Raw genomic sequence first — 19,942 nt, forward strand, 5'->3', positions numbered from 1 at the left:
ACTGCCGGACTACATGGTGCCCACGCACTTGTTGTTCCTGGAGCAATGGCCACTGACGGCCAACGGCAAGCTCGACCGCCGCGCCTTGCCGGCGCCGGATGCGAGCCTGCTGCAGCGTGAATACGTGGCACCGCAGACCGAAATGGAAAAACGCATCGCCACCTTGTGGCAAGACGTGCTCAAGCTGCCGCGCATTGGTCTGAACGACAACTTCTTTGAGCTCGGTGGCGACTCGATCATCTCGATCCAGGTGGTCAGCCGTGCCCGCCAGAGCGGGATCCGCTTCAGCGCCAAAGACCTGTTCCAGCACCAGACCATCGAGAGCCTGGCCAACGTCGCGCAGGTCGCCGACAACACGCAGCAGATCGATCAGGGCCCCGTGCTCGGCACCACGCCCCTGCTGCCGATCCAGCAACTGTTCTTGCTCAGCGATACCCCCGAACCGCATCACTTCAATCAATCGGTGATGCTCGAACCATCCAGGCCGCTGGATGCAGCCGTACTGGACCATGCCTTGCACGCGCTGCTGGAACACCACGATGCCTTGCGCCTGGTGTTCTCCCTCGACGGCGAACATCCAGGTGCTCGCTACCTGCCAGTGGACCCGACCTGCAAATTGCTGTGGCAGGCCGAAGTCGCTGACGAGCCTGCGCTCAACGAATGGGCCAATCGCGCCCAGGCCAGCCTGAACATCCAGCAAGGCCCGCTGCTGCGCGCCCTGCTGGCGACCCTGCCCGATGGCCAGCAGCGCCTGCTGTTGGTCATTCACCACCTGGCGGTGGATGGCGTGTCGTGGCGCATCCTCTTCGAAGACCTGCAACTGGCCTACCAGCAACGGCTGGTAAACCAGCCGACGAAACTGCCGGGCAAAACCAGCTCGGTCAAGGCCTGGGCCGAGCAGTTGCAAGGCTATGCACGCAGCGAGGCCCTGCAAAAGGAACTGCAGTACTGGCAGGCGCAACTGCAGGATGTACCCACCACACTGCCCTGCGAGCGCCCACACGGCAGCTTGCTGAACCGCCACGCACGCAGCGTGCAAAGCCGCCTCGACACGCAGCTCACCCGCCAACTGCTGCTGGAGGCACCGGCGGCCTATCGCACACAGATCAACGATTTGTTGCTGACCGCACTGGCACGCGTGATCGGCCGTTGGAGCGGCTCGCCAAGCAGCCTGATCGAGCTGGAAGGCCATGGCCGCGAAGACCTGTTCGACACGATCGACCTGACCCGTACCGTGGGTTGGTTCACCAGCGTGTTCCCGGTCAAGCTCACCCCCGCCAGCGGTATGGGCGAGTCGATCAAGGCAATCAAGGAACAGCTGCGCGCCATTCCCAACAAGGGCATCGGCTACGGCGCACTGCGCTTTCTTGGCGATGGGAGCGCGCGTCAGGCCCTGGGCGAACTGCCCGTCCCACGCATCACCTTCAACTACCTGGGCCAGTTCGACGCCAGCTTCGACAGCAATGAGGGCGCGCTGTTCGCACCGGCCGCTGAAAGCACCGGCGCCAACCAGAGTGCCCACGCAACGCTGGGCAACTGGCTGTCGCTCAACGGCCAGGTGTATGGCGGCGAGCTGAGCATGAACTGGAGCTTCAGCAGCGAAATGTTCGAGGAGGCGACGGTTCAGCAACTGGCCGATGCCTTCTGCCTGGAACTGGCCGCTGTCATTGCGCATTGTCGCGACCCGCAGCACAGGGGGCTGACGCCATCGGACTTCGCGCTGGCGCGTCTTAGCCAGCCGCAACTGGACCGTTTGCCAGTACCGTGCAGCGACGTGCAGGACCTCTACCCACTCTCGCCCATGCAGCAAGGCATGCTGTTTCACACGCTGGAGTCCAACGAGGCCAGCCTCTACATCAACCAGATGAGCGTACCGGTTATCGGGTTGGACCCCGAACGGTTCATCGCGGCCTGGAACACCTCGATTGCCCGCCATGAAATCCTGCGCACCGGGTTCTGGTCGGCCAACGAGCTGAATGAGCCGCTGCAAGTGGTGTACAAGCACGCCACCCTGCCGGTGCGTCGCCTGGCCAGGCAAGCCACGACGTTCGATGAAAAGGCCCTGCAACGTATCCTTGAAGCGGACTGCGCCGAAGGCTTCGATCTGCTGCAGGCGCCGTTGACGCGCCTGACGCTGATCGACCTGGGCGAGCACAAGCACCACCTGATCTGGACCAGCCACCACATCCTGATGGACGGCTGGTCCAGCTCGCGCCTGCTCGGCGAAGTGCTGGAGCTGTACCACGGGCGCACGCCACCGGCAAAGCGCGGGCAATATCGCGACCATATCCAATGGCTGCAGAATCAGTCCCAGGCCAGCCTGGAGCAGTTCTGGAAACACAAGCTGCACGACCTTGAAGGCCCGACCCTGCTGGCCGGCAGCATTGCACCGCGTCCGGCCGGCGACCTGCAAGGGCATGCAGCGCTGTACCTGCACTGGGACGAAGCACGCACCCAGCGCCTGCGCGAACAGACCCAGCGCCTGCGTATCACGCCCAACACACTGATCCAGGCCGTATGGCTGCTACTGTTGCAACGCTACACCGGCCAGCCCACCGTGTGCTTCGGCGCCACCGTGGCCGGTCGCCCGGCCAGCCTGCCCGGTGCCGAAGAAATGCTCGGGCTGTTCATCAATACCCTGCCGATCATTCAGACCCCGCAGCCGCACATGCCGCTGGCGCAGTGGCTGCAAGCACTGCAGACCTACAACCTGGAGGTTCGTGACCAGGAGCATGCCTCGCTGGCCGACGTGCAACGCTGGTCGGGGCAGAACGGCCAGGCACTGTTCGACAGCATCATCGTGTTCGAAAACTACCCGGTGGACGACCGCCTGCAGGAAGCCGAGCAGAATCAGTTGAGCTTTGGCGAGGTGAACAGTCGTGACGTCACCAACTTCGCCATGGACCTGGCGATCAACCTGGGCCGCACCCTCAAGATCGAGTTCCTCTACCTGCGCAACCGCTTCACCGAGGCTGCCACGGCGCAGATCCGCACCAGCTTCGAAACCTTGCTCGATGCCCTGCTCGACAACCCTCAAGCAACCCTGGGCAGCCTGTCGATGCTCAGTGCCGACGAACAGCAGGCACTTGCACAACACAATCAACTGGCGCCGCCGAGCCACGACCCGGCGCTGCTGGCCGAGTGCATCCGCAGCCATGCCGAACGGCAGCCGCAGCGTATCGCGGTCACCTGCGCCGATGTGCAGTTGAGCTACGGCGAACTGGAAACCCGCGCCAACCGGCTGGCCCACCACCTGATCGCACAGGGCATCGGCCCTGAAGTGTGCGTCGGCATTGCCCTGGAGCGTTCGGTCGACGTGATCGTGGCGTTCTATGCCGTGATGAAGACCGGCGCAGCCTACGTTCCGCTCGACATCGACTACCCGCAGGAGCGCGTCAAGTGGATCGTCGAAGACTCGCGCATGCCGGTGCTGCTGACGCAACGCTCACTCCAGCACCGGTTTGCCGATGCCGGTGCCGGCACCCTGATCACACTTGACCATCTGGCCCTGGACACCTACCCCGCCAGTTGCCCGGCGCCTCGCGCCGACGCGGACAACCTCGCCTACCTGATCTACACCTCCGGCTCCACCGGCAAGCCCAAAGGAGTGGCCGTCAGCCACGGGCAGATCCGCATGCACTGCCTGGCGATTGCCGAGCGCTACGCGATGGACGCCAGCACCCGCGAGCTGCTGTTCATGTCGTTCGCCTTCGACGGTGCCCAGGAACGCTGGCAGTCGACCCTGCTCGGCGGCGGCCAGCTGGTGCTGCGCGACAACCGCCTGTGGACTGCCGAGGAAACCTGGCAGGCCCTGCACGCGCACAGCATCGATATCGCCTGCTTCCCGCCCGCCTACCTGCAGCAACTGGCCGAATACGCCGTCAGCGTCGAAGCGCCGCCACCGGCGGTGCGGGTGTACTGCTTTGGTGGTGACGCGGTGGCCGAGGCCAACTTCGAGCTGGTCAAGCGTGCACTCAAGCCGGCCTATCTCACCAACGGCTACGGCCCCACCGAAACCGTGGTCACGCCGTTGCTGTGGAAAGTCGACGCCAGCCAGCAGTGCGGTGCGGTGTATGCGCCCATCGGCACCCGCGTGGGTCGACGTACCCTGTACGTACTCGACGACCAGCTCAACCCGGTGCCCGACGGCGTGGCCGGCGAGCTGTACCTCGGTGGCGAAGGCGTGGCGCGCGGCTATCACCAGCGTCCCGGGCTCAGCGCCGAACGCTTCGTTGCCGACCCGTTCGCGGGCGATGGCAGCCGCCTGTACCGCACCGGTGACCTGGTGCGCCAGCGCGCCGACGGCGTGTTCGACTACCTCGGCCGACTGGACAATCAGGTCAAGGTGCGCGGTTTCCGCATTGAGCTGGGCGAAATCGAATCGCGCCTGCGCCAGCAACCCGGGGTGACCGACGCGGTGGTGGTTGCACGTGAAACCGGCGCCGGCAAGCAACTGATCGGCTACGTGGTGGCGGACGACGCCGGTGACCTGGGCGAACGCCTGCGCGGTGCACTGCAGGTCGAGCTGCCCGACTACATGGTACCGGCGCAGATCCTCGCGCTGGCCGCCTTCCCGCTCAACCCCAACGGCAAGCTCGACCGCAAGGCCCTGCCCGATCCGGACTTCAAGGCGCGTGCCTTCATCGCCCCGCGCAACACGCTGGAGCAGGGCCTGGCGGCCATCTGGCAACAGGTGCTGGAGGTCGAACAGGTTGGCGTTACCGACAACTTCTTCGAACTGGGGGGCGACTCGCTGCGTGTGCTCAAGGTGCTGTCCAGGGTACGTAGCCAGCCGGAGCTGGGCATCGAACTGAAACTGCGCGACCTGATCGGCAAGCCGACCATCGCCGAGCTATCGGGCTACGAGGCCCAGGTGTCTTCCCTCGACCCGTTGCTGTTGCTCAACAGCCCGGTCGAACAGGCGCGGCCGCTGTTCTGCCTGCACGCAGGCTTCGGCACGGTATTCGACTACGAGCCGTTGGCTCGCCGCCTGGAAGGCCAGCGCAGCGTGTATGGCCTGCAATGTCGAATGCTGCTGGAGCGTAGCTGGGAAGACGAATCCCTCGAGGCCATGGCCATCGACTATGCCCAGTACATCCGCCAGAAACAGGCCAGCGGTCCTTACCACCTGCTGGGTTGGTCACTGGGCGGCACCCTGGCGGTGCTGGTCGCGCAAGAGCTTGAGAAACAGGGCCAGCGGGTGGGTTTCCTCGGCCTGGTGGACAGCTTTCTGCCGTCATCTGCGCCTGCGCAGCCTGCAGCCGATGAGGACTGGAGCGAAGACCTTGGCAGCTTCCTGGGTGTCATCATGGGCGTGCCAAGTGACGCGCTGCCGGTGTTGCAGGTGCGCGCCAGCAGCCCTGCCAACCACCTCGAAACGGTGATTGCCCAGGTGCAGGCCCAGGTCATCAGCGCCTCGGCGTTCGCCTCCATCGGCGCTGAAGAACTGGCCCATACCTTCCGTGTAGCCATGAAACTCAAGGCATTGTCCGAGGCCATCGAGGGGCTCCCCGCAACGCAGGTGCCAGCGCAGTGCTGGTGGGCCAGGGCCGGCGCAGGCCAGACCCAGCTGCGCCTGGTGCAGGCGCAACTCAACGAACCGGTCGCCGCCGGCCATTACGACATGCTCAAGCATCCCGAGCTGCTGCGCCGCGTGCTGGAGCAGTTGCAGGAAAGCCACAGCGTCACCTGTTGATACCACCGCCGCCCCGTCAGCCGGGGCGGCGCTTACCGATAGCTTTGCAAGGAACCTCTACATGCCTCTGGATCCCGACCTCGAAGGCTTCCTGGAACTGGCCCAGATGGGCCGCCTGAGTGGCAAGAGCAGCGCGCTGCACGAACTTGATCTGGCACTGGCGCGCACGCAGTTCGAAACCACCTCGCAAGTGCTCGACCCCTGCCCGCCAGGCGCCATCAACGTCACTACCCTGAGCATTCCAACCCGCGACGGCCAGTCCATCGCGGCGCGTCTTTACCGCGCCGATGCCAGCGACACGGCGTTGCTGCCAACGCTGCTGTTCTTTCATGGTGGCGGTTATGTGGTCGGCAGCCTGGACTCCCATGACTCCATCTGCCGCCGCCTGGCAGCAAGCGGGCGCCAGGCGGTGCTGGCGCCGGCTTACCGGCTGGCCCCGCAATACCCGTTCCCGACCGCCGTGCATGATGCGCTGGATGCCGCCAACTGGCTGGCTGAACAGGCCACGGCGCTGCACCTGGACAACCAGCGGGTGACACTCGCGGGCGACAGCGTCGGCGCCACCCTGGCCACCGTGCTGGCGATCACGGCGGTCAAGCAGCCACAGGCGTTGCAGCTCAAGCCCAGGGCGCAGCTACTGTTCTATCCGGTCACCGATACCTCGCGCCAGCGCGACTCGCATCGCCGCTATGCCCAGGACTACCTGCTCGAGACCGCCACGCTGGAATGGTTCTACCACCATTACAGTGCCGACCCGGCGCAGCACCTGGACTGGCGCGTCTCGCCGTTGCTGGCCAGCGGGCTGGGCGAACTGGCCCCGGCGTATGTGAGCCTGGCCGAATACGACCCGCTGTTTGACGAAGGGCTGGAGTACGCCCGCCTGCTGGAGGCCAGCGGTACTTCGGTGACGTTGAAGGTGCAACAGGGGCTGACCCACGATTTTCTGCGCATGGGCGGGATTGTGGCGGATGTCGAGGCGATCTATACGGCGGTGGACCGCTGGTTGGCCTCGCTGTAGTCGAGGCAGGTGGCGCCCATGAAGAAGCCCGCAGCGTTGCGGGCTTTTTTGTGGCGTTGGCGATTACCAGAACGTACCACGCAACGTCAGCATGTGATTGCGCGGATCGCCGTACCAGTTGCCCAGTGCCGAGGAGCCGACAGTGGAGTAGTACTTCTTGTCAAACGCGTTGTTGAGGTTGTAAAGCACCGACCAGTGATCATCAAGCCGGTACTCCGCCATGGCATTCCACACCGCATAGCCGGCCTGGCGGTATTCGTAGCGCTCGTTGCCCACCACTGCGCCGGTGGCAGGGTCCAGTACCGATGCTGAACCGTTGACATAGTTCGCGCTCTGGAGATTGACCCCACCGCCTATCTTCAGGTCATTGAAGTCGCCCGGCAGACGGTAGGTCGACCACAGTTTGAACAGGTGTTTGGGCGTGACCCCGCTGAACACATCACCGTTGTTGCGGTTACGGTTGTTGTTGTAGGTATAGCCGGCAATGACGCTCCAGTCCGGCAACACCTCACCACTGACCTCAAGGTCGATGCCCTTGCTGACCACCTTGCCCTGGGTCAGGTAGCAGCAGTTGCCTCCGAACAGCACCGAGGTCAACGGGTAGGCAGGGTCTTCGACGGCCTGGTTTTCGCGCTTGGTGTAGTACAGCGCGATCGAGGTGTTCAACGCACCGCCGAACAACTCGCCCTTGATACCGGTTTCATAGGTTTCACCGGTCATGGCCTCGACCGGGCTTCCCGGCAGCGGTCCTTGAAGGTTGCTTTGCTGCGGCTTGAAGATTTCCGAGTAGCTGGCGTATGCCGACCACTCCTCATTCAGGTCATACACAACACCGCCATAGGGCACGACCTTCGTCGGTTCACGGACCGACACGTCCGAGGCCACTGACCACGCCCCGGTGCTGCCATCGAACTCGCGGTAGACCTGGTCGAACTTGTAGCGTTGCACCCGGGCGCCGACGATCAGGTGCAGCGGATCGGCAACGTGCATCCGCAACGTGGAGTAGAGCCCGTACTGCACTTGCGAGTTGGGGTCATAGTCGCTGACCCAGTCCTTGCGGATAGGTGGTTCGATCCAGGGGGTCGACTTCGGGTCGTAGACATCGATGGCGCCAAAGGCACCGGCCAATTGTGGCGTACCCTGCCAGCGGCTGGTGATGCGCTGATGGTCGGCGCCCATGAGGAATTCATGCTCTCGGCCCAGCAGGTCGAATTTTCCGGCAACGTTCACGTCCCACAGTTGCTGGTCGCTCCGATAGCGAGAGTTCGAACCGAGCCACATCGGGCCGAGCCCGGTGACCGGGTTGAGCGCGCCCACGGAAAAGGAGCCTTTTTTCATACCCACATCTTGCGTCTGGGTATAGCTCAGGTTCACTTTCCAGCGGTCAGACAATTCATGGTCGATCTTGGCGAACAGTTCCTGCGAGCGGCCATCCTGATAAGCCCAGCTCTGGCTCAGGTTGGTATGGCGTGGCAGGCCCAGATCACCGCCGGTGCTGAAACGCGGAAGCCCGGTTCCCGAACCGTTTTCATGAATACGCTCGTAACGCCCGCCCACTGTCAGGCGAGTGCCGGGCAGCACGTCGGCCTCGAGCACACCGTAGATCGTGGGCAGCTCGGTGCTTCGTTCGTCGAGAAAATACTGCCGGTCCGTGTAGGCGGTGACCAATCGTCCGCGCAGTTTTCCGTCGAAGGCCATAGGGCCGGTGACATCCAGTTGCGTACGGTAGTTATCCCAGGAACCGGCCGATGCCTCGACCTTCAATTGATAGGTGTCCAATGGGCGCTTGCGCACAAGGTTGATGATGCCGCCCGGATCGCCAGTGCCGCCGAAAAGACCCGAGGCCCCACGCAGGACTTCGACATGATCGAACTCTACCAGGTTGTAGTTCTTGTTCGAGTAGAAGCTGCCTGCCGTGGTACCCAGGGCCATGGGCGCCGCTCCATCGATCTGGATGTTCTCGATGGCAAAACCTCGAGAAAAGTAGGTCGACAGCCGGTCGGTGGAATTCTGCACGGTAATGCCTGGTGCAATCTTCATGGCATCGGTCAGATCGACCATGCCCTTGTCCTGAATCACCTGATGGGTAATGACCGAAACCGACTGCGGGGTCTGGCGCAGGCTGGTCGGGGTCTTGGAGCCGACACTGGTCAGGCTGGGCGTATAGGAACCGGTATTTTCGGTCATCTGCCCCATGCCCTGACCCTGGATGGTGGTGGTACCGAGTTCCAGCGCCGCCCCCAGCGCAGGAGTTCTTTCGACCAGGATCACATCGCCGCTGAGCCTGGCGCTCAAGCCACTGCCCAACAATAATCGATCAAGCCCCTGCTGTACCGCGTAACGCCCGTGCAGCCCTTGCGAATGCTGGCGGGTCACTACTTCACTGGCAACCATCAGGCGCAACCCCGCCTGATCGGCAAACCGCGTCAGTGCCTGGTCAAGCGGGCCTGGCGCAACATCGAATACCTGCTCAACGGCGTGTTGGTGATCCACCGCCCTGGCCGGTAGGCTGACACCCACGCAGCTCGCTGTCACGATCGCCAGGCTCAAGGCGGTTTGTCTGATCAGATACGGCATAACGCTCCCCTGCTGAAATCAGCGAAATAAAAATCAATCTCGAAAGGAAAGACGTCAGCCCTCTGAAACCCGACAGTGGCAACAATCAATTATTTCTGCACAGGCCCTACTTTTGCCGTGCGTCGTCTCGCTCGATCACGGTCAACCATGGGAACTGCCGCACGCGTAGCGGCAAGGTGCGCTGCAGCAATTGCAACTGGGCGTGAGTGTCATCGGTTGCAACGACACCGGTGACCGGCAAGCGGCGCAGGTCGTTGTCGCGCACCCAGATCAGGCCGCGGTGGTAGTGGCCGATCTGCTCCAGCACCTCACCCAGCGGCTGCTGGTTGAACACCAGGCGGTCGCGACGCCACGCGGTTGCCGATGCGATATCCACCGCTTGCGCATCCTCCAGGCCGTGCGGACCGAACTGCACCGCCTGGCCGGCGTCAACGTCAACAGCCTGCGCATCCCCCTCGAGCGTCACCCGCACCGAATGCTCGGTCACCACCATCCGCACCTGCTCGCCCTCGCGTCGCACATCGAAGCCGGTACCCAGCGCGCGCATGCGCCCGTTGCCAGCCAGTACCTCGAACGGACGCTGTGCATCGGCTGCGACCTGCACGAAGAGCTCCCCGGCGTACAAACGCAACACCCGGCGATCGCCTTCCAGATCTATATCCACACGCGTGTGCGGCGCCAGCTCCAGGCGCGAGCCATCGGCCAGGTTCAACGTGCGGTGCTCGCCCAGAGCGGTCATCTGATCGGCTACCCAACCTTGGGTTTGAGCCTGCCAGTAAAGCCCCCCCGCAAGGCTCAAGGCTATTGTCAAACCCAACAACGGCACCCTGCGCGATGATGCAGGCGGCCGCTCCAATGCACTGCCCAGCCGCTCCCACAGGCGCTCCGCCGCGTGGGCGGCATGCTGGTGTTGCGGTGATGTTTCGCACCACTGCAGGTAGGCGTCCCAGGCAGGCGCCTCGGCGTCGCCCGAATGCAGGTCGACCAACCACTGCAAGGCCTGCTCGGTCAGCACTGTGGATGCCTTGCCTGAACAAAAACCGCTGCTCTCGCGCTTCATTCAGTCATCCATCATTTCGAGGCGTCGAGCACAGTGCAGCAAGGCGCTCATGATGTACTTGCTGACCATGCTCACCGAGACCCCGAGCCGCTCGGCGATGGCCGCATGGCCCAGCCCTTCGAGGCGATTGAGCAGCAGGGCCTGGCGGCAGTTGACAGGCAATTCGTCCAGGGCCTGCTGCAACAGCATCAGTTGCTGGCGCAACTCGAACAGCGCGGCGGGTCCCGGACATGGATCGAGCAGTTCATGCTCGACCTCGTCAAGCGAGCCGACCGGCCCACGCCGCGTGCGGCTGCGCCCCAGGTCGATGATCAGGTTGCGCAGCACGCGGATCAGGAAAAAGCGCGGATTGGCAATCGAATGCGTGCGCTGTTGACGATCAAGGCCGACGTAACGCACGAAGGCGTCCTGAGTGAGGTCTGCCGCCATTTCCCGATCGCCCAGGCGGCGGTAGGCAATCTGCTGCAGTTCGCGGTGATAGAGGCGAAACAACCGATCCAGATTATCCAATGCACACTCCAGAGCGATCCATGTGCAGGAGCACAGGTGGCGGGAGCGCTAGGGTACGAATTTTGAGAATCGTTCGCAATACCAAAAAACATTGGCGTCATGCAGGAAGCGGACGACCGCCGTTTAAGCCGCCACCGCCCACAAAAAAGCCCGCATCAGAACGGGCTTTCGAAAAGAGTGCCGATTACCAGAACGTACCCCGCAACGTCAGCATGTGGTTACGCGGCTCACCGTACCAGTTGGCGGCAACCGAAGAGCCTACTGTCGAATAATAGGTCTTGTCGAACACGTTGTTGAGGTTGTAGGTGAGGCTCCAATGATCATCGAGACGATACTCGGCCATGGCGTTCCACACGGCGTAGCCTGCCTGGCGATATTCATAGCTTTCGTTGCGAATGACGGCACCTGTGTTGTCCAGCACCGCTGCGGTTCCACTGACATAATTGGCACTCTGCAGGTTCACCCCGCCGCCGATTTTCAAGTCATTGAATTCGCCTGGCAGACGATATGTGGACCATAGCTTGAACAGGTGTTTGGGGGTCAGGCTGCTGAACACCGTGTCGTCGTTACGATTCTGGTTGTGGTTATAGGTGTAACCCGCCATCAGGCTCCAATCGGGAAGCAGCTCGCCGCTGACCTCCATGTCCACACCCTTGCTGACCACTTCGCCCTGCGTCACATAACAGCAGCTGCCACCAAACGGAACGGTCGTTACCGGATAAGCAGGGTCCAGAACAGCCTCGTGCTCACGCTTGGTGTAATACAGAGCGAAGGAGGTGTTGACGGCACCGCCCCACAGCTCCCCCTTGATACCGGTTTCGTAGGTCTTGCCGGTCATGGGTTCGATCGAATTGCTGGATTCGGTACCCGGTGCAGGCGTTGGGCCTTCAAGTTTGTTCTGCTGTGGCTTGAAGATTTCCGAATAGCTGGCATACGCCGACCACTCATCATTCAGGTCATATACCACGCCACCATATGGAACCACCTTGGTGGGCTCTCGGGTAGAAAGATAAGCCGGTGCAACGCCCCTTTCCTGATACGTCTGATAGAACTTGTACCGTTGCGCACGAGCACCAACGATCAGGTGCAGAGGTTCGGCCAGTTGCAGCCGCAGGGTCGAGTAGAGACCGTACTGGATCTGGGTATTGGGGTTGTAATCAGCCAGCCAATCCTTGGTGGTGGGTGGGTTTGGCCACGGAGTGGAACCGGGATCGAACACGTTGATTGGCTCGAAGGCGCCTGCCAGTTGCCCGGTGCCCCTCCATTGACTGGTGATTCGCTGATGATCTGCCCCCATCAAAAACTCATGCTGGCGATCGAACAGGTTGAATTTACCCGCCAGGTTAACGTCCGCCAATTGCTGATCGCTGCGGTAGCGCGCCACACTACCGAAGCGCGTTGCCCCGGTGCCCGTCACCGGGTTGACACTGCCCACGTTGAACGCGCGCTTCTGCAACCCGGAGTCCTGAGTCTGGGTGTAACTGACGTTAAGCTTCCAGTCATCCGACAGCTCGTGATCGACCTTGGCAAACACCTCATCCGACCGACCGTCCTGGAACGCCCAGCTCTCGCTCAGGTTGGTATGGCGCGGCAAACCAAGATCCTTGCCGTCGCTGTAGCGAGGCAGGCCGGCGCTGGCACCGTTCTCATTGATACGCTCGGAACGTCCACCGATGGTCAGGCGTGTGCTGGGCAACACGTCCGCCTCCAGGATGCCGTAAAGCGTAGGGCTCTGCGAACTGCGCTCATCCATGAAGTACTGCCTGTCGGTATAGGCCGCTACTAGTCGCCCCCTCAGCTTGCCGTCGAAGCCCATCGGCCCCGTGATGTCGACCTGGCTACGGTAGTTGTCCCATGAACCCGCAGACGCCTCGAACTTCAATTGATAGGTGTCCAATGGGCGCTTGCGCACCAGGTTGATGATGCCACCGGGGTCGCCCGTACCACCAAAAAGGCCTGAAGCACCACGCAGTACTTCAACGTGATCGAACTCGGCCAGGTTGTAGACCTTGCTTGAATAGAAGCTGCCCGCTGTAGTGCCCAGCGCCATGGGGGCTGCACCATCGATCTGGATGTTCTCGATGGCAAAGCCGCGGGAGTAGAAGTCGTTGATGCGCTCGTTCGAGTTGCGCACAGTGATACCCGGCGTCATCTTCATGGCATCGGTCAGATCGACCATGCCCTTGTCCTGAATCACCTGATGGGTAATGACCGAAACCGACTGCGGGGTCTGGCGCAGGCTGGTCGGGGTCTTGGAGCCGACACTGGTCAGGCTGGGTGTATAGGAACCGGTATTCTCGGTCATCTGCCCCATGCCCTGGCCCTGGATGGTGGTGGTATCCAGTTCCAGCGCAGAGTTTGAAGCGGCTTCATTGGTCAGCAACACCGTGTTGTCTTCGATGCGATACCTCAGCCCGGCATTGCGCAGCAGCTGCTCCAGCGCCTGCTGCGGCTCCATGGTGCCCACCACGGCCGGGGCCTTCTTGCCAGTGACCAGGTCAGGCCCGTAGAGAATCTGCAAACCGGTCTGGTTGCCCAGATCGATCAGGGCCTTCTCCAGGGATTGGGCGGGGATATTGACCGCCACACTCTGTGCATACACACCGCCGCTGGCACCCAGTGCCAACCCCAACACGATGATGGAAGCCGAAGTACGCCAGGTGGCCAGTGAATTTTTCAGCACACGTGGTGCACGCCTTTTTTGCTCAACCTTCATAGTGTTGGATCACCCCAGATATCATTCGTCGGAAGATCGTCGCCTCTTCAGGGCCACTGATCAGTCAATGGGCATTCCTTGCTGCCACTTCCGCGCCAATGCCTAAGGGGCACGCAGGCCGGACTTCCATCGGATTCTTCGTGGAACCCAATGGAAGACGAATTAAAAATGAAAAATTTAGGAATCGTTCACATTTTCAGTACAGACATACTGAAAAAAGATAGCGCACCGTCTTGCACGGCAGCTGAAACGTCACAGCGAACGGAGCCCATCGACGTCGATGGGCTCCGGCAACACGGACGCGCCTCAGGCGCTGGCGTTCTGCGCCTTGGCCAGCAACTGTGCACGCTGCTCGGGGGTCATGCTGTCCAGACGTAACCGTGCCGCCGCCAGTTTTTCCAGTTGCCCGGGGGCGGCCTCCTGCGAGCGCAAAGCCTGCGCCAACGCTGCCACGCTGGGGTTGTCGAACACCACGCCGGGGTGCACATCGCACTGCAGCAACTTGCGAATGCCCGCCACCAGCTTGATCACCAGCAACGAGTGCCCACCGGCAGCGAAGAAGTCCTGCTCCACGCTCAGGCGCTCCAGCCCCAGCAGTTGCGCCATGCGGCTGGCCAGCAGTTCCTCGACGGCATCGCGCGGCGCCACACAGGCCACCTCGGCAGTGGCCAACGGACGCTGCTGCAATGCCTGTCGATCGACCTTGCCATTGGCCAGGCGCGGCATCTGCGCCAGCACCTGTACATGGCGTGGCAGCATCGGCGCCGGCAGCCTCAGGGCCAGTTGCGCCGTCACTGCGGCAGCCGCCTCCTGACCTGCGCCCTCACGCAGCACCAAGAAGGCCACCGGCTCGGCGTCGACCAGCACCGCAACCGCCTCGCTGACCTGCGCCAGGCTGGCCAGCTGCACTTCGATTTCCGCCAGTTCGATACGAAACCCTCGCACCTTGACCTGCTGGTCGCGCCGGCCATACAGCTGTACACCGCCCTCGGGACGGTAGCGTGCCAGGTCGCCGCTGCGGTACAGCCGCTCACCCGGCTGCAGCGGATGCTCGATGAACACCTGTGCCGTCTGCTCGGGCGCATTCAGGTAGCCACGCGCCAGTTGTCGTCCACCGATGTACAGCTCGCCCAGTTCACCAATGGCCACCGCCTGAAGGTGCTCATCCAGCACCAGCACCTGATTGTTGGGCAGCACCTCGGTCAAGGGCACACTCCCTGCGTCCATATCCGCCGCTGTCACCCGATGCACCAACACACCCACGGTGGTTTCGGTAGGCCCGTAGTGGTTGAACACGCGACAGTCCGGACGAATCTCGGCAATGCGCTGCAGCAGCGAGACGCCGATCGCTTCACCGCCCAGCACCAGGGTCGCCGGCAGGTGCGGCGCCTGGGCTTCGAGCAACGCGGCCAGGTGCGAGGGCACGATCTTCAGGCAGTCGATGGCCTGCTCACGCATGAAATGCGCGAACGCCTCGGGCGACTGGATGCTGTCGTCGTCGGCTACATGCAGCGCTGCACCCAGGTACAGCGCGCCCAGCAGCGCGGTGTTGCCAAGGTCGGCAGCCACCGTGGAACTCAGGGCGAAGTGACGGCATGCATCGAGTTGCAGTTGCTGGCACACCCCGGCGGCGTAGTTGAGCAACTGCTGATGCTCCACCACCACGCCCTTGGGCGTGCCGCTGGAGCCGGAGGTGAACAGCACATAGGCGACATCGGTCGCACTGAGCGCAGGGCTGGCCACATCGCCGTCGACGTGGCCCAGCAGCGCGATGTCCTGCACGACCATACCCTGCCCGGCCAGTTGGGCCAGATGCGCCTGCTCGGTCAGCACCAGGCCTGGCTGTGCCTGTTCCAGCATCTGCAACTGCCGTGCAACCGGCCATTGCGGGTCCAGCGGCAAGTACGCGGCGCCCACCCGCCAACAGGCCAGCATGGCCACCACCCATTGCGTCGAACGTGGCAAGGCCAGCCCCACCCGCCCACCCTGGCCCACGCCGAGTGTCACCAGGTCGAACGCCAGGCGTGCCACGCGCTGTTCAAGTTCGGCGTAGCTCAGGGTCACGCCGGCACTGACCAGCGCCGGAGCGTCCGGGGTGATGGCGGCCCACTGGGCGATGCGTTCGGGTAACAGCACCCGGTCTTCCAGCGCACGCACTGCGGGGTTGAGGGCAAGCAGCGCGGCGTTGTCCGCAGCCCCCGAGAGGTTGAGCCGGCCCAGGGCCTGTCGACTGTGCGCGGCGATGCTGTGCAGCAGCGCCTGGTACTGTCCGAGCAGCACTTCAAGACCGACCTGGCTGTAGCGCCCCGCTTCGGCGTCAAGACGCAAGGCCGTGTCGCTGACGCTCAGCAGCAACTCGAACCGGGGCTGTGCTTCGGCCAGGCGGGTCGCCTGCCACTGCGCAGTGCCGACAACCTGCTCCAGCAAGGCAGCGCGCGCGGCAAAGCCGTAAAGCGGGTTTTCATACGCCACCGGCAGGTTGCCTGCGGCATATTCCTGCCAGGTTGCATGCTGCTCGAGCTGCGCCGCCAGGTCGGTAACCCACGCTTCGAAGGGTTGCTCCTGATCCACATGCACTACCAGCGGCAGGGTTTTCTCGAACACCCCGATGCTGTTCTCGAAGAACGCGTAATCCTTGCGCCCGTCGTGGCGCCAGCCACCGACAAACCGATGGCGCCCGCTGATGCGTGCCAGCAGCGTCCACCAGGCTGCCTGCAGCACGGTGTCCAGCGTTACCCCCAGGCGTTGCGCCAGGCCAGCCAGCTGCGCCTGCAACGGCGCCTCCAGCGTAGTCTCAAGCTTGAGCGCGGCTGCGGGCTGGGCCGTGGCACGGCGGTATGGCAAACAGGGCGCAACGCACGCTTCGCTGGCCGGCAGGTGCGCCTGCCAGTACGCCTTGGCGGTGTCGGCATCTTCGTCGAACAGCACTTCGCTGCGCCACTCCAGGTATTGCGCAAACTGCCCCGGTTCCTCGTCGTCGACCGCAGCAGCGTGCAGGTAGGCCTGTACCAGCGCGTCGAACATTACCTTGAGGCTGCCGGCATCACCGACAAAGCGGGCCAGCGCCAGCACCAGCACCCACCGCCCCTGCGTCACACGCGACAGCAAGGCCTGCACGTACGGGCCTGCCGCAGGCCAGGGTTCGGCGAGCCACGCCTCGGGCGCCACATCTGGCTGCACCTGCAGGTCGAACGCCTGCGCCGATGCCTCGGGCATGAACTGGCGCTGGCCGTGATAGCCGGCCACGCTGCCCAGGCGCATGGCCAGGGCGGCGTGTCGCGCCAGCAGGCTGTCCAGTGCCTGCTGCAGGCGCGGCACATCCGGCTCGCCGTGGATATCGACGCGCAGGCAATGCGCGATGGCCTCGCGCCGTGCACCGGCATTCAATGCCGCGACCCAGGTTTCCTGCTCGGGAAGCAGGGCCAGGCCTGTGTCCTGTGTTTCCAGCTGTGCCGTGCTCATGCGCCCGCCTCGTCCTTTGCCATCGTCCGCTGTTGTGTGTCAGGCAGCGCCTCCAGGGCACTGCGTTCGATCATCTCGCCCATCGCCACGACAATCTTGCGCGGCCCCTCGAAGGGGTCGCGAGCATGGGCGGCAAGCATGTTGTCGAGCAGAATCACATCACCCTTGCGCCACTCGAAACGCACCGCGCATTCTTCGTACAGGTCGCCGATCTGCTGCATGACCTCGTCCTCGATCGGCGAACCGTCGCCGTAGTAAACGTGGCGGGGCATGCGCTGCTCGCCGAACAGTGCCAGCAGGTCTTCGCGCACATCCGGGTCCAGGCAGTAGATGTGGTGCAACTGCACCTGGTTGAAGAAGCTCTTCTCGCCCGTGACCGGGTGGCTGATGATCGCCGGGCACGGCGTGCGGATCTGCAGTTCGTCGTTGTCCAGCCAGGTCCACTGGATGCCCGCCGCACTGCAGCGCGCCTCGACCTCGGCCCGCACCTCGGTCTTGAAGAAGTGCTGCCACGACACATCGAGCTTGTCGGCAAAGGTGCGCACGTACAGCAGGCCCTTGCTCTCGAAGCGCTCACGCAGCTCGGTCGGCAGCTTCTGGTACATCAGACGGCAGTCCACCACCGGGGTGGCGCCCCCCACGGGTGAAGGCTGCTCACAGAAGAACAGCTGCTTGCGCGGCCAGCGATCCTGATGCGCGCTTTCGTTGTGGAAAAGAATCATCTTCTTCTCCGGATACGGCGTCGAACGGTAGGTGTTCTTGCCGCCTTCCTTCTTCGGCAGGTCACCGTACTGGCCATACAGGCCAGGCTGCACCGCTTCGGCAAAGGCTTCGAAGGCGTGGATATCGCGCAGGGCGAAACCACGGAACAGGATGCCGGCATGCTGGGCAAGCTTGTGCTCCACCAGTGGGCGGTTGTGCTCGATCCACTGGATCAGGTCCAGCCCCGGGTCGGTCGGTTCCCACAGCAGCGGGAACGCCTGGCCCGGCACCATCAGGCTCTCGCGCATGGCGGCTACCGCAGGGCGCGCTGCCGGCCCCTGGGCCTTCTTCAGAAACTTGCCCAGTTTGTCGGCCTTGCTCGGTGCAGCGGGTGTTGCAGGCGCAGCCACAGGGGCCGCGGTATGGGTAGGCATGTTGATTTCCCCTAGACGTTTATCTGGATCACGCACCATCTGTTCGAGAATGGTCATCCAGCCTTTCACGCAGAGCTCGATACGTTCTTGTTGGAATAAGTCGCTGGCGTACTGCCAGGTGCCATGCAACTGGTCGGCCTCCTGGTCGATGAACAGGGCCATGTCGAACTTGGAGTAGCCACCGCCCATCGGCAGTGCCTCGACCCGCACCGCGTCCATCGCCGCCTGGCGCACCGGCAGGTTGTTCATCACGAACAGCACCTGCACCAGCGGGTTGGCGCCCTTGTGCCGAGGCGTCGCAGCAGCCTCGACGATCTGGTCGAATGGCAACTCCTGGTGTTCGAACGCACTCAGTGCGGTGTCCTGGACCTGGGCCAGGTACTCGCGCACCGACAGCTGCTCCTGCCAGCGTGAACGCAGCGGCAGCACGTTGATGAAAAAGCCGATCAGGCCTTCCAGTTCAGGCTGCGAGCGCCCCGCCACGTCCGCCCCGACCAGCACGTCGTGGCTGCCACTGAGCCGGTGCAACATCACCTGGAATGCCGCCAGCAAGGTGCTGTAAAGGGTGACCCCGGCGGCACGTGACAGGCCCTTGAGCTGCTCGTGCAGGGCCATCGGCAGGCTGAAGTGCAGGTCGCGACCGGCATGGCTGGCCTGGGGCTTGCGCGGGTGGTCGGCCGGCAACACCAGCAGCCCGTCGTGACCGGCCAGGGTGCGCTGCCAGAAGGCAGCCTGTTCGCGCATCACTCCCGCCTGCTCCAGGGCCTGCTGCCACTGGGCATAATCGGAATACTGCAAGGGCAAGGGCGGCAACGGCGTCTGGATCCCGGCCTTGAGGCGGGCGTAGACCTCGACCACTTCGTTGCTCAGCAGCGCCAGCGACCAGCCATCGGAGATGATGTGGTGCATGCAGAACAGCAGCACGTGGCGCTCCTGACCCAGGCGTATCACCTGGCCACGCAACAGCGGTGCCTGCACCAGGCTGATGGGCTGGCGGGCATTGTGCTCGATCGCCTCGGCCACCCTCGCCTCCTGCTCCCCTGCTGGCAGCATCGACAGATCCAGCAGCGGCAGAGGCAGCGGCACGTCTGTGCTGACCACTGCCAGTGGATCACCGTCGTCATCGGCCACATACGCGGTACGCAGTACTTCATGGCGCCTGATCAACTGCGCCAGGCTGGCTTCGAGCAGCGGCACCGACAGTTCGCCTTCCAGGCGCAGCGCCAGGGGCATGCCATAAGCGCCGCTGGGCGCGGCGAACTGCTCGACCACCCACAGCCGACGCTGGGCCAGCGACAGCGGCGCCGTGGCGCGCTCGCCGTAGGCCTGCAGGCTCGGCAGCGCCGCGCGCCACCGGCCATCGCGCTGAGCCAGCAAGGCGGCGAAGGCACCGAGGGTCGGCGTGCCGAACAGGTCACGCAAACCCACCTCGACACTCAGCACCTGACGCAGCCGCGCCACCACCTGGGTAGCCAGCAACGAATGGCCACCCAGCTCGAAAAAGTTGTCGTCGCGACCAATCCGCGACAGCTCCAGCACCTGCTGCCAGACCTGGGCAATCCTCTGCTCCAGATCACCTTGCGGCGCCACGTACTCGGCCTGCAACAGGCTCGCATCCGGCGCCGGCAAGGCGCGGCGGTCGAGCTTGCCGTTGGCCGTCAGTGGCCATTGCTCCAGGAACAGCAGGTGCGTGGGCACCATGTAGTCCGGCAGTTCGGCCTTGAGCCCGGCCTTGAGTTGATCACGCAATTGGGTGTGCTCGGCATTG

At 63.5% G+C, this 19,942-nt stretch carries 8 protein-coding genes; 2 read left to right on the forward strand and 6 right to left on the reverse strand.

The annotated features are described in order from the left end of the window. The first annotated feature begins 16 nt into the window (after positions 1-16). Positions 17-5,695, forward strand: coding sequence for a non-ribosomal peptide synthetase (locus NJH59_RS25020; protein WP_253087441.1), 5,679 nt, complete (start codon positions 17-19; stop codon positions 5,693-5,695). Between the two features lie 61 nt (positions 5,696-5,756). Next, positions 5,757-6,713, forward strand: coding sequence for an alpha/beta hydrolase (locus NJH59_RS25025; RefSeq protein WP_104572900.1), 957 nt, complete (start codon positions 5,757-5,759; stop codon positions 6,711-6,713). 63 nt (positions 6,714-6,776) lie between these two features. On the opposite strand, the gene NJH59_RS25030 is transcribed toward NJH59_RS25025, so the two are convergent. The 6 genes from NJH59_RS25030 to NJH59_RS25055 all read right to left on the reverse strand — a co-directional run. Continuing rightward, positions 6,777-9,290 (reverse strand): TonB-dependent siderophore receptor, encoded by a 2,514-nt coding sequence (locus NJH59_RS25030; RefSeq protein ID WP_253087442.1) that lies wholly within the window; start codon positions 9,288-9,290, stop codon positions 6,777-6,779. Between the two features lie 106 nt (positions 9,291-9,396). Further along, entirely contained in the window at positions 9,397-10,350 is a 954-nt protein-coding gene (locus NJH59_RS25035) for a FecR family protein (RefSeq protein WP_104572898.1), read from the reverse strand. Beyond that, on the reverse strand, positions 10,351-10,860 hold the full coding sequence (locus NJH59_RS25040) for an RNA polymerase sigma factor (protein WP_213607246.1): 510 nt from the start codon (positions 10,858-10,860) through the stop codon (positions 10,351-10,353). A gap of 184 nt (positions 10,861-11,044) precedes the next feature. After that, positions 11,045-13,576 (reverse strand): TonB-dependent receptor, encoded by a 2,532-nt coding sequence (locus NJH59_RS25045; RefSeq protein ID WP_104572896.1) that lies wholly within the window; start codon positions 13,574-13,576, stop codon positions 11,045-11,047. Positions 13,577-13,882: 306 nt separating this feature from the next. Then, on the reverse strand, positions 13,883-17,038 hold the full coding sequence (locus tag NJH59_RS25050; protein WP_253087443.1) for an amino acid adenylation domain-containing protein: 3,156 nt from the start codon (positions 17,036-17,038) through the stop codon (positions 13,883-13,885). Further along, positions 17,035-19,942, reverse strand: a 2,908-nt coding sequence (locus tag NJH59_RS25055) for a condensation domain-containing protein (RefSeq protein ID WP_253087444.1), incomplete at its 5' end; no start/stop codon positions are given. The genes NJH59_RS25055 and NJH59_RS25050, both read right to left, overlap by 4 nt.

The sequence above is a fragment of the Pseudomonas sp. VE 267-6A genome, assembly GCF_024126555.1.
Taxonomy (GTDB): Bacteria; Pseudomonadota; Gammaproteobacteria; order Pseudomonadales; family Pseudomonadaceae; genus Aquipseudomonas; species Aquipseudomonas palmensis.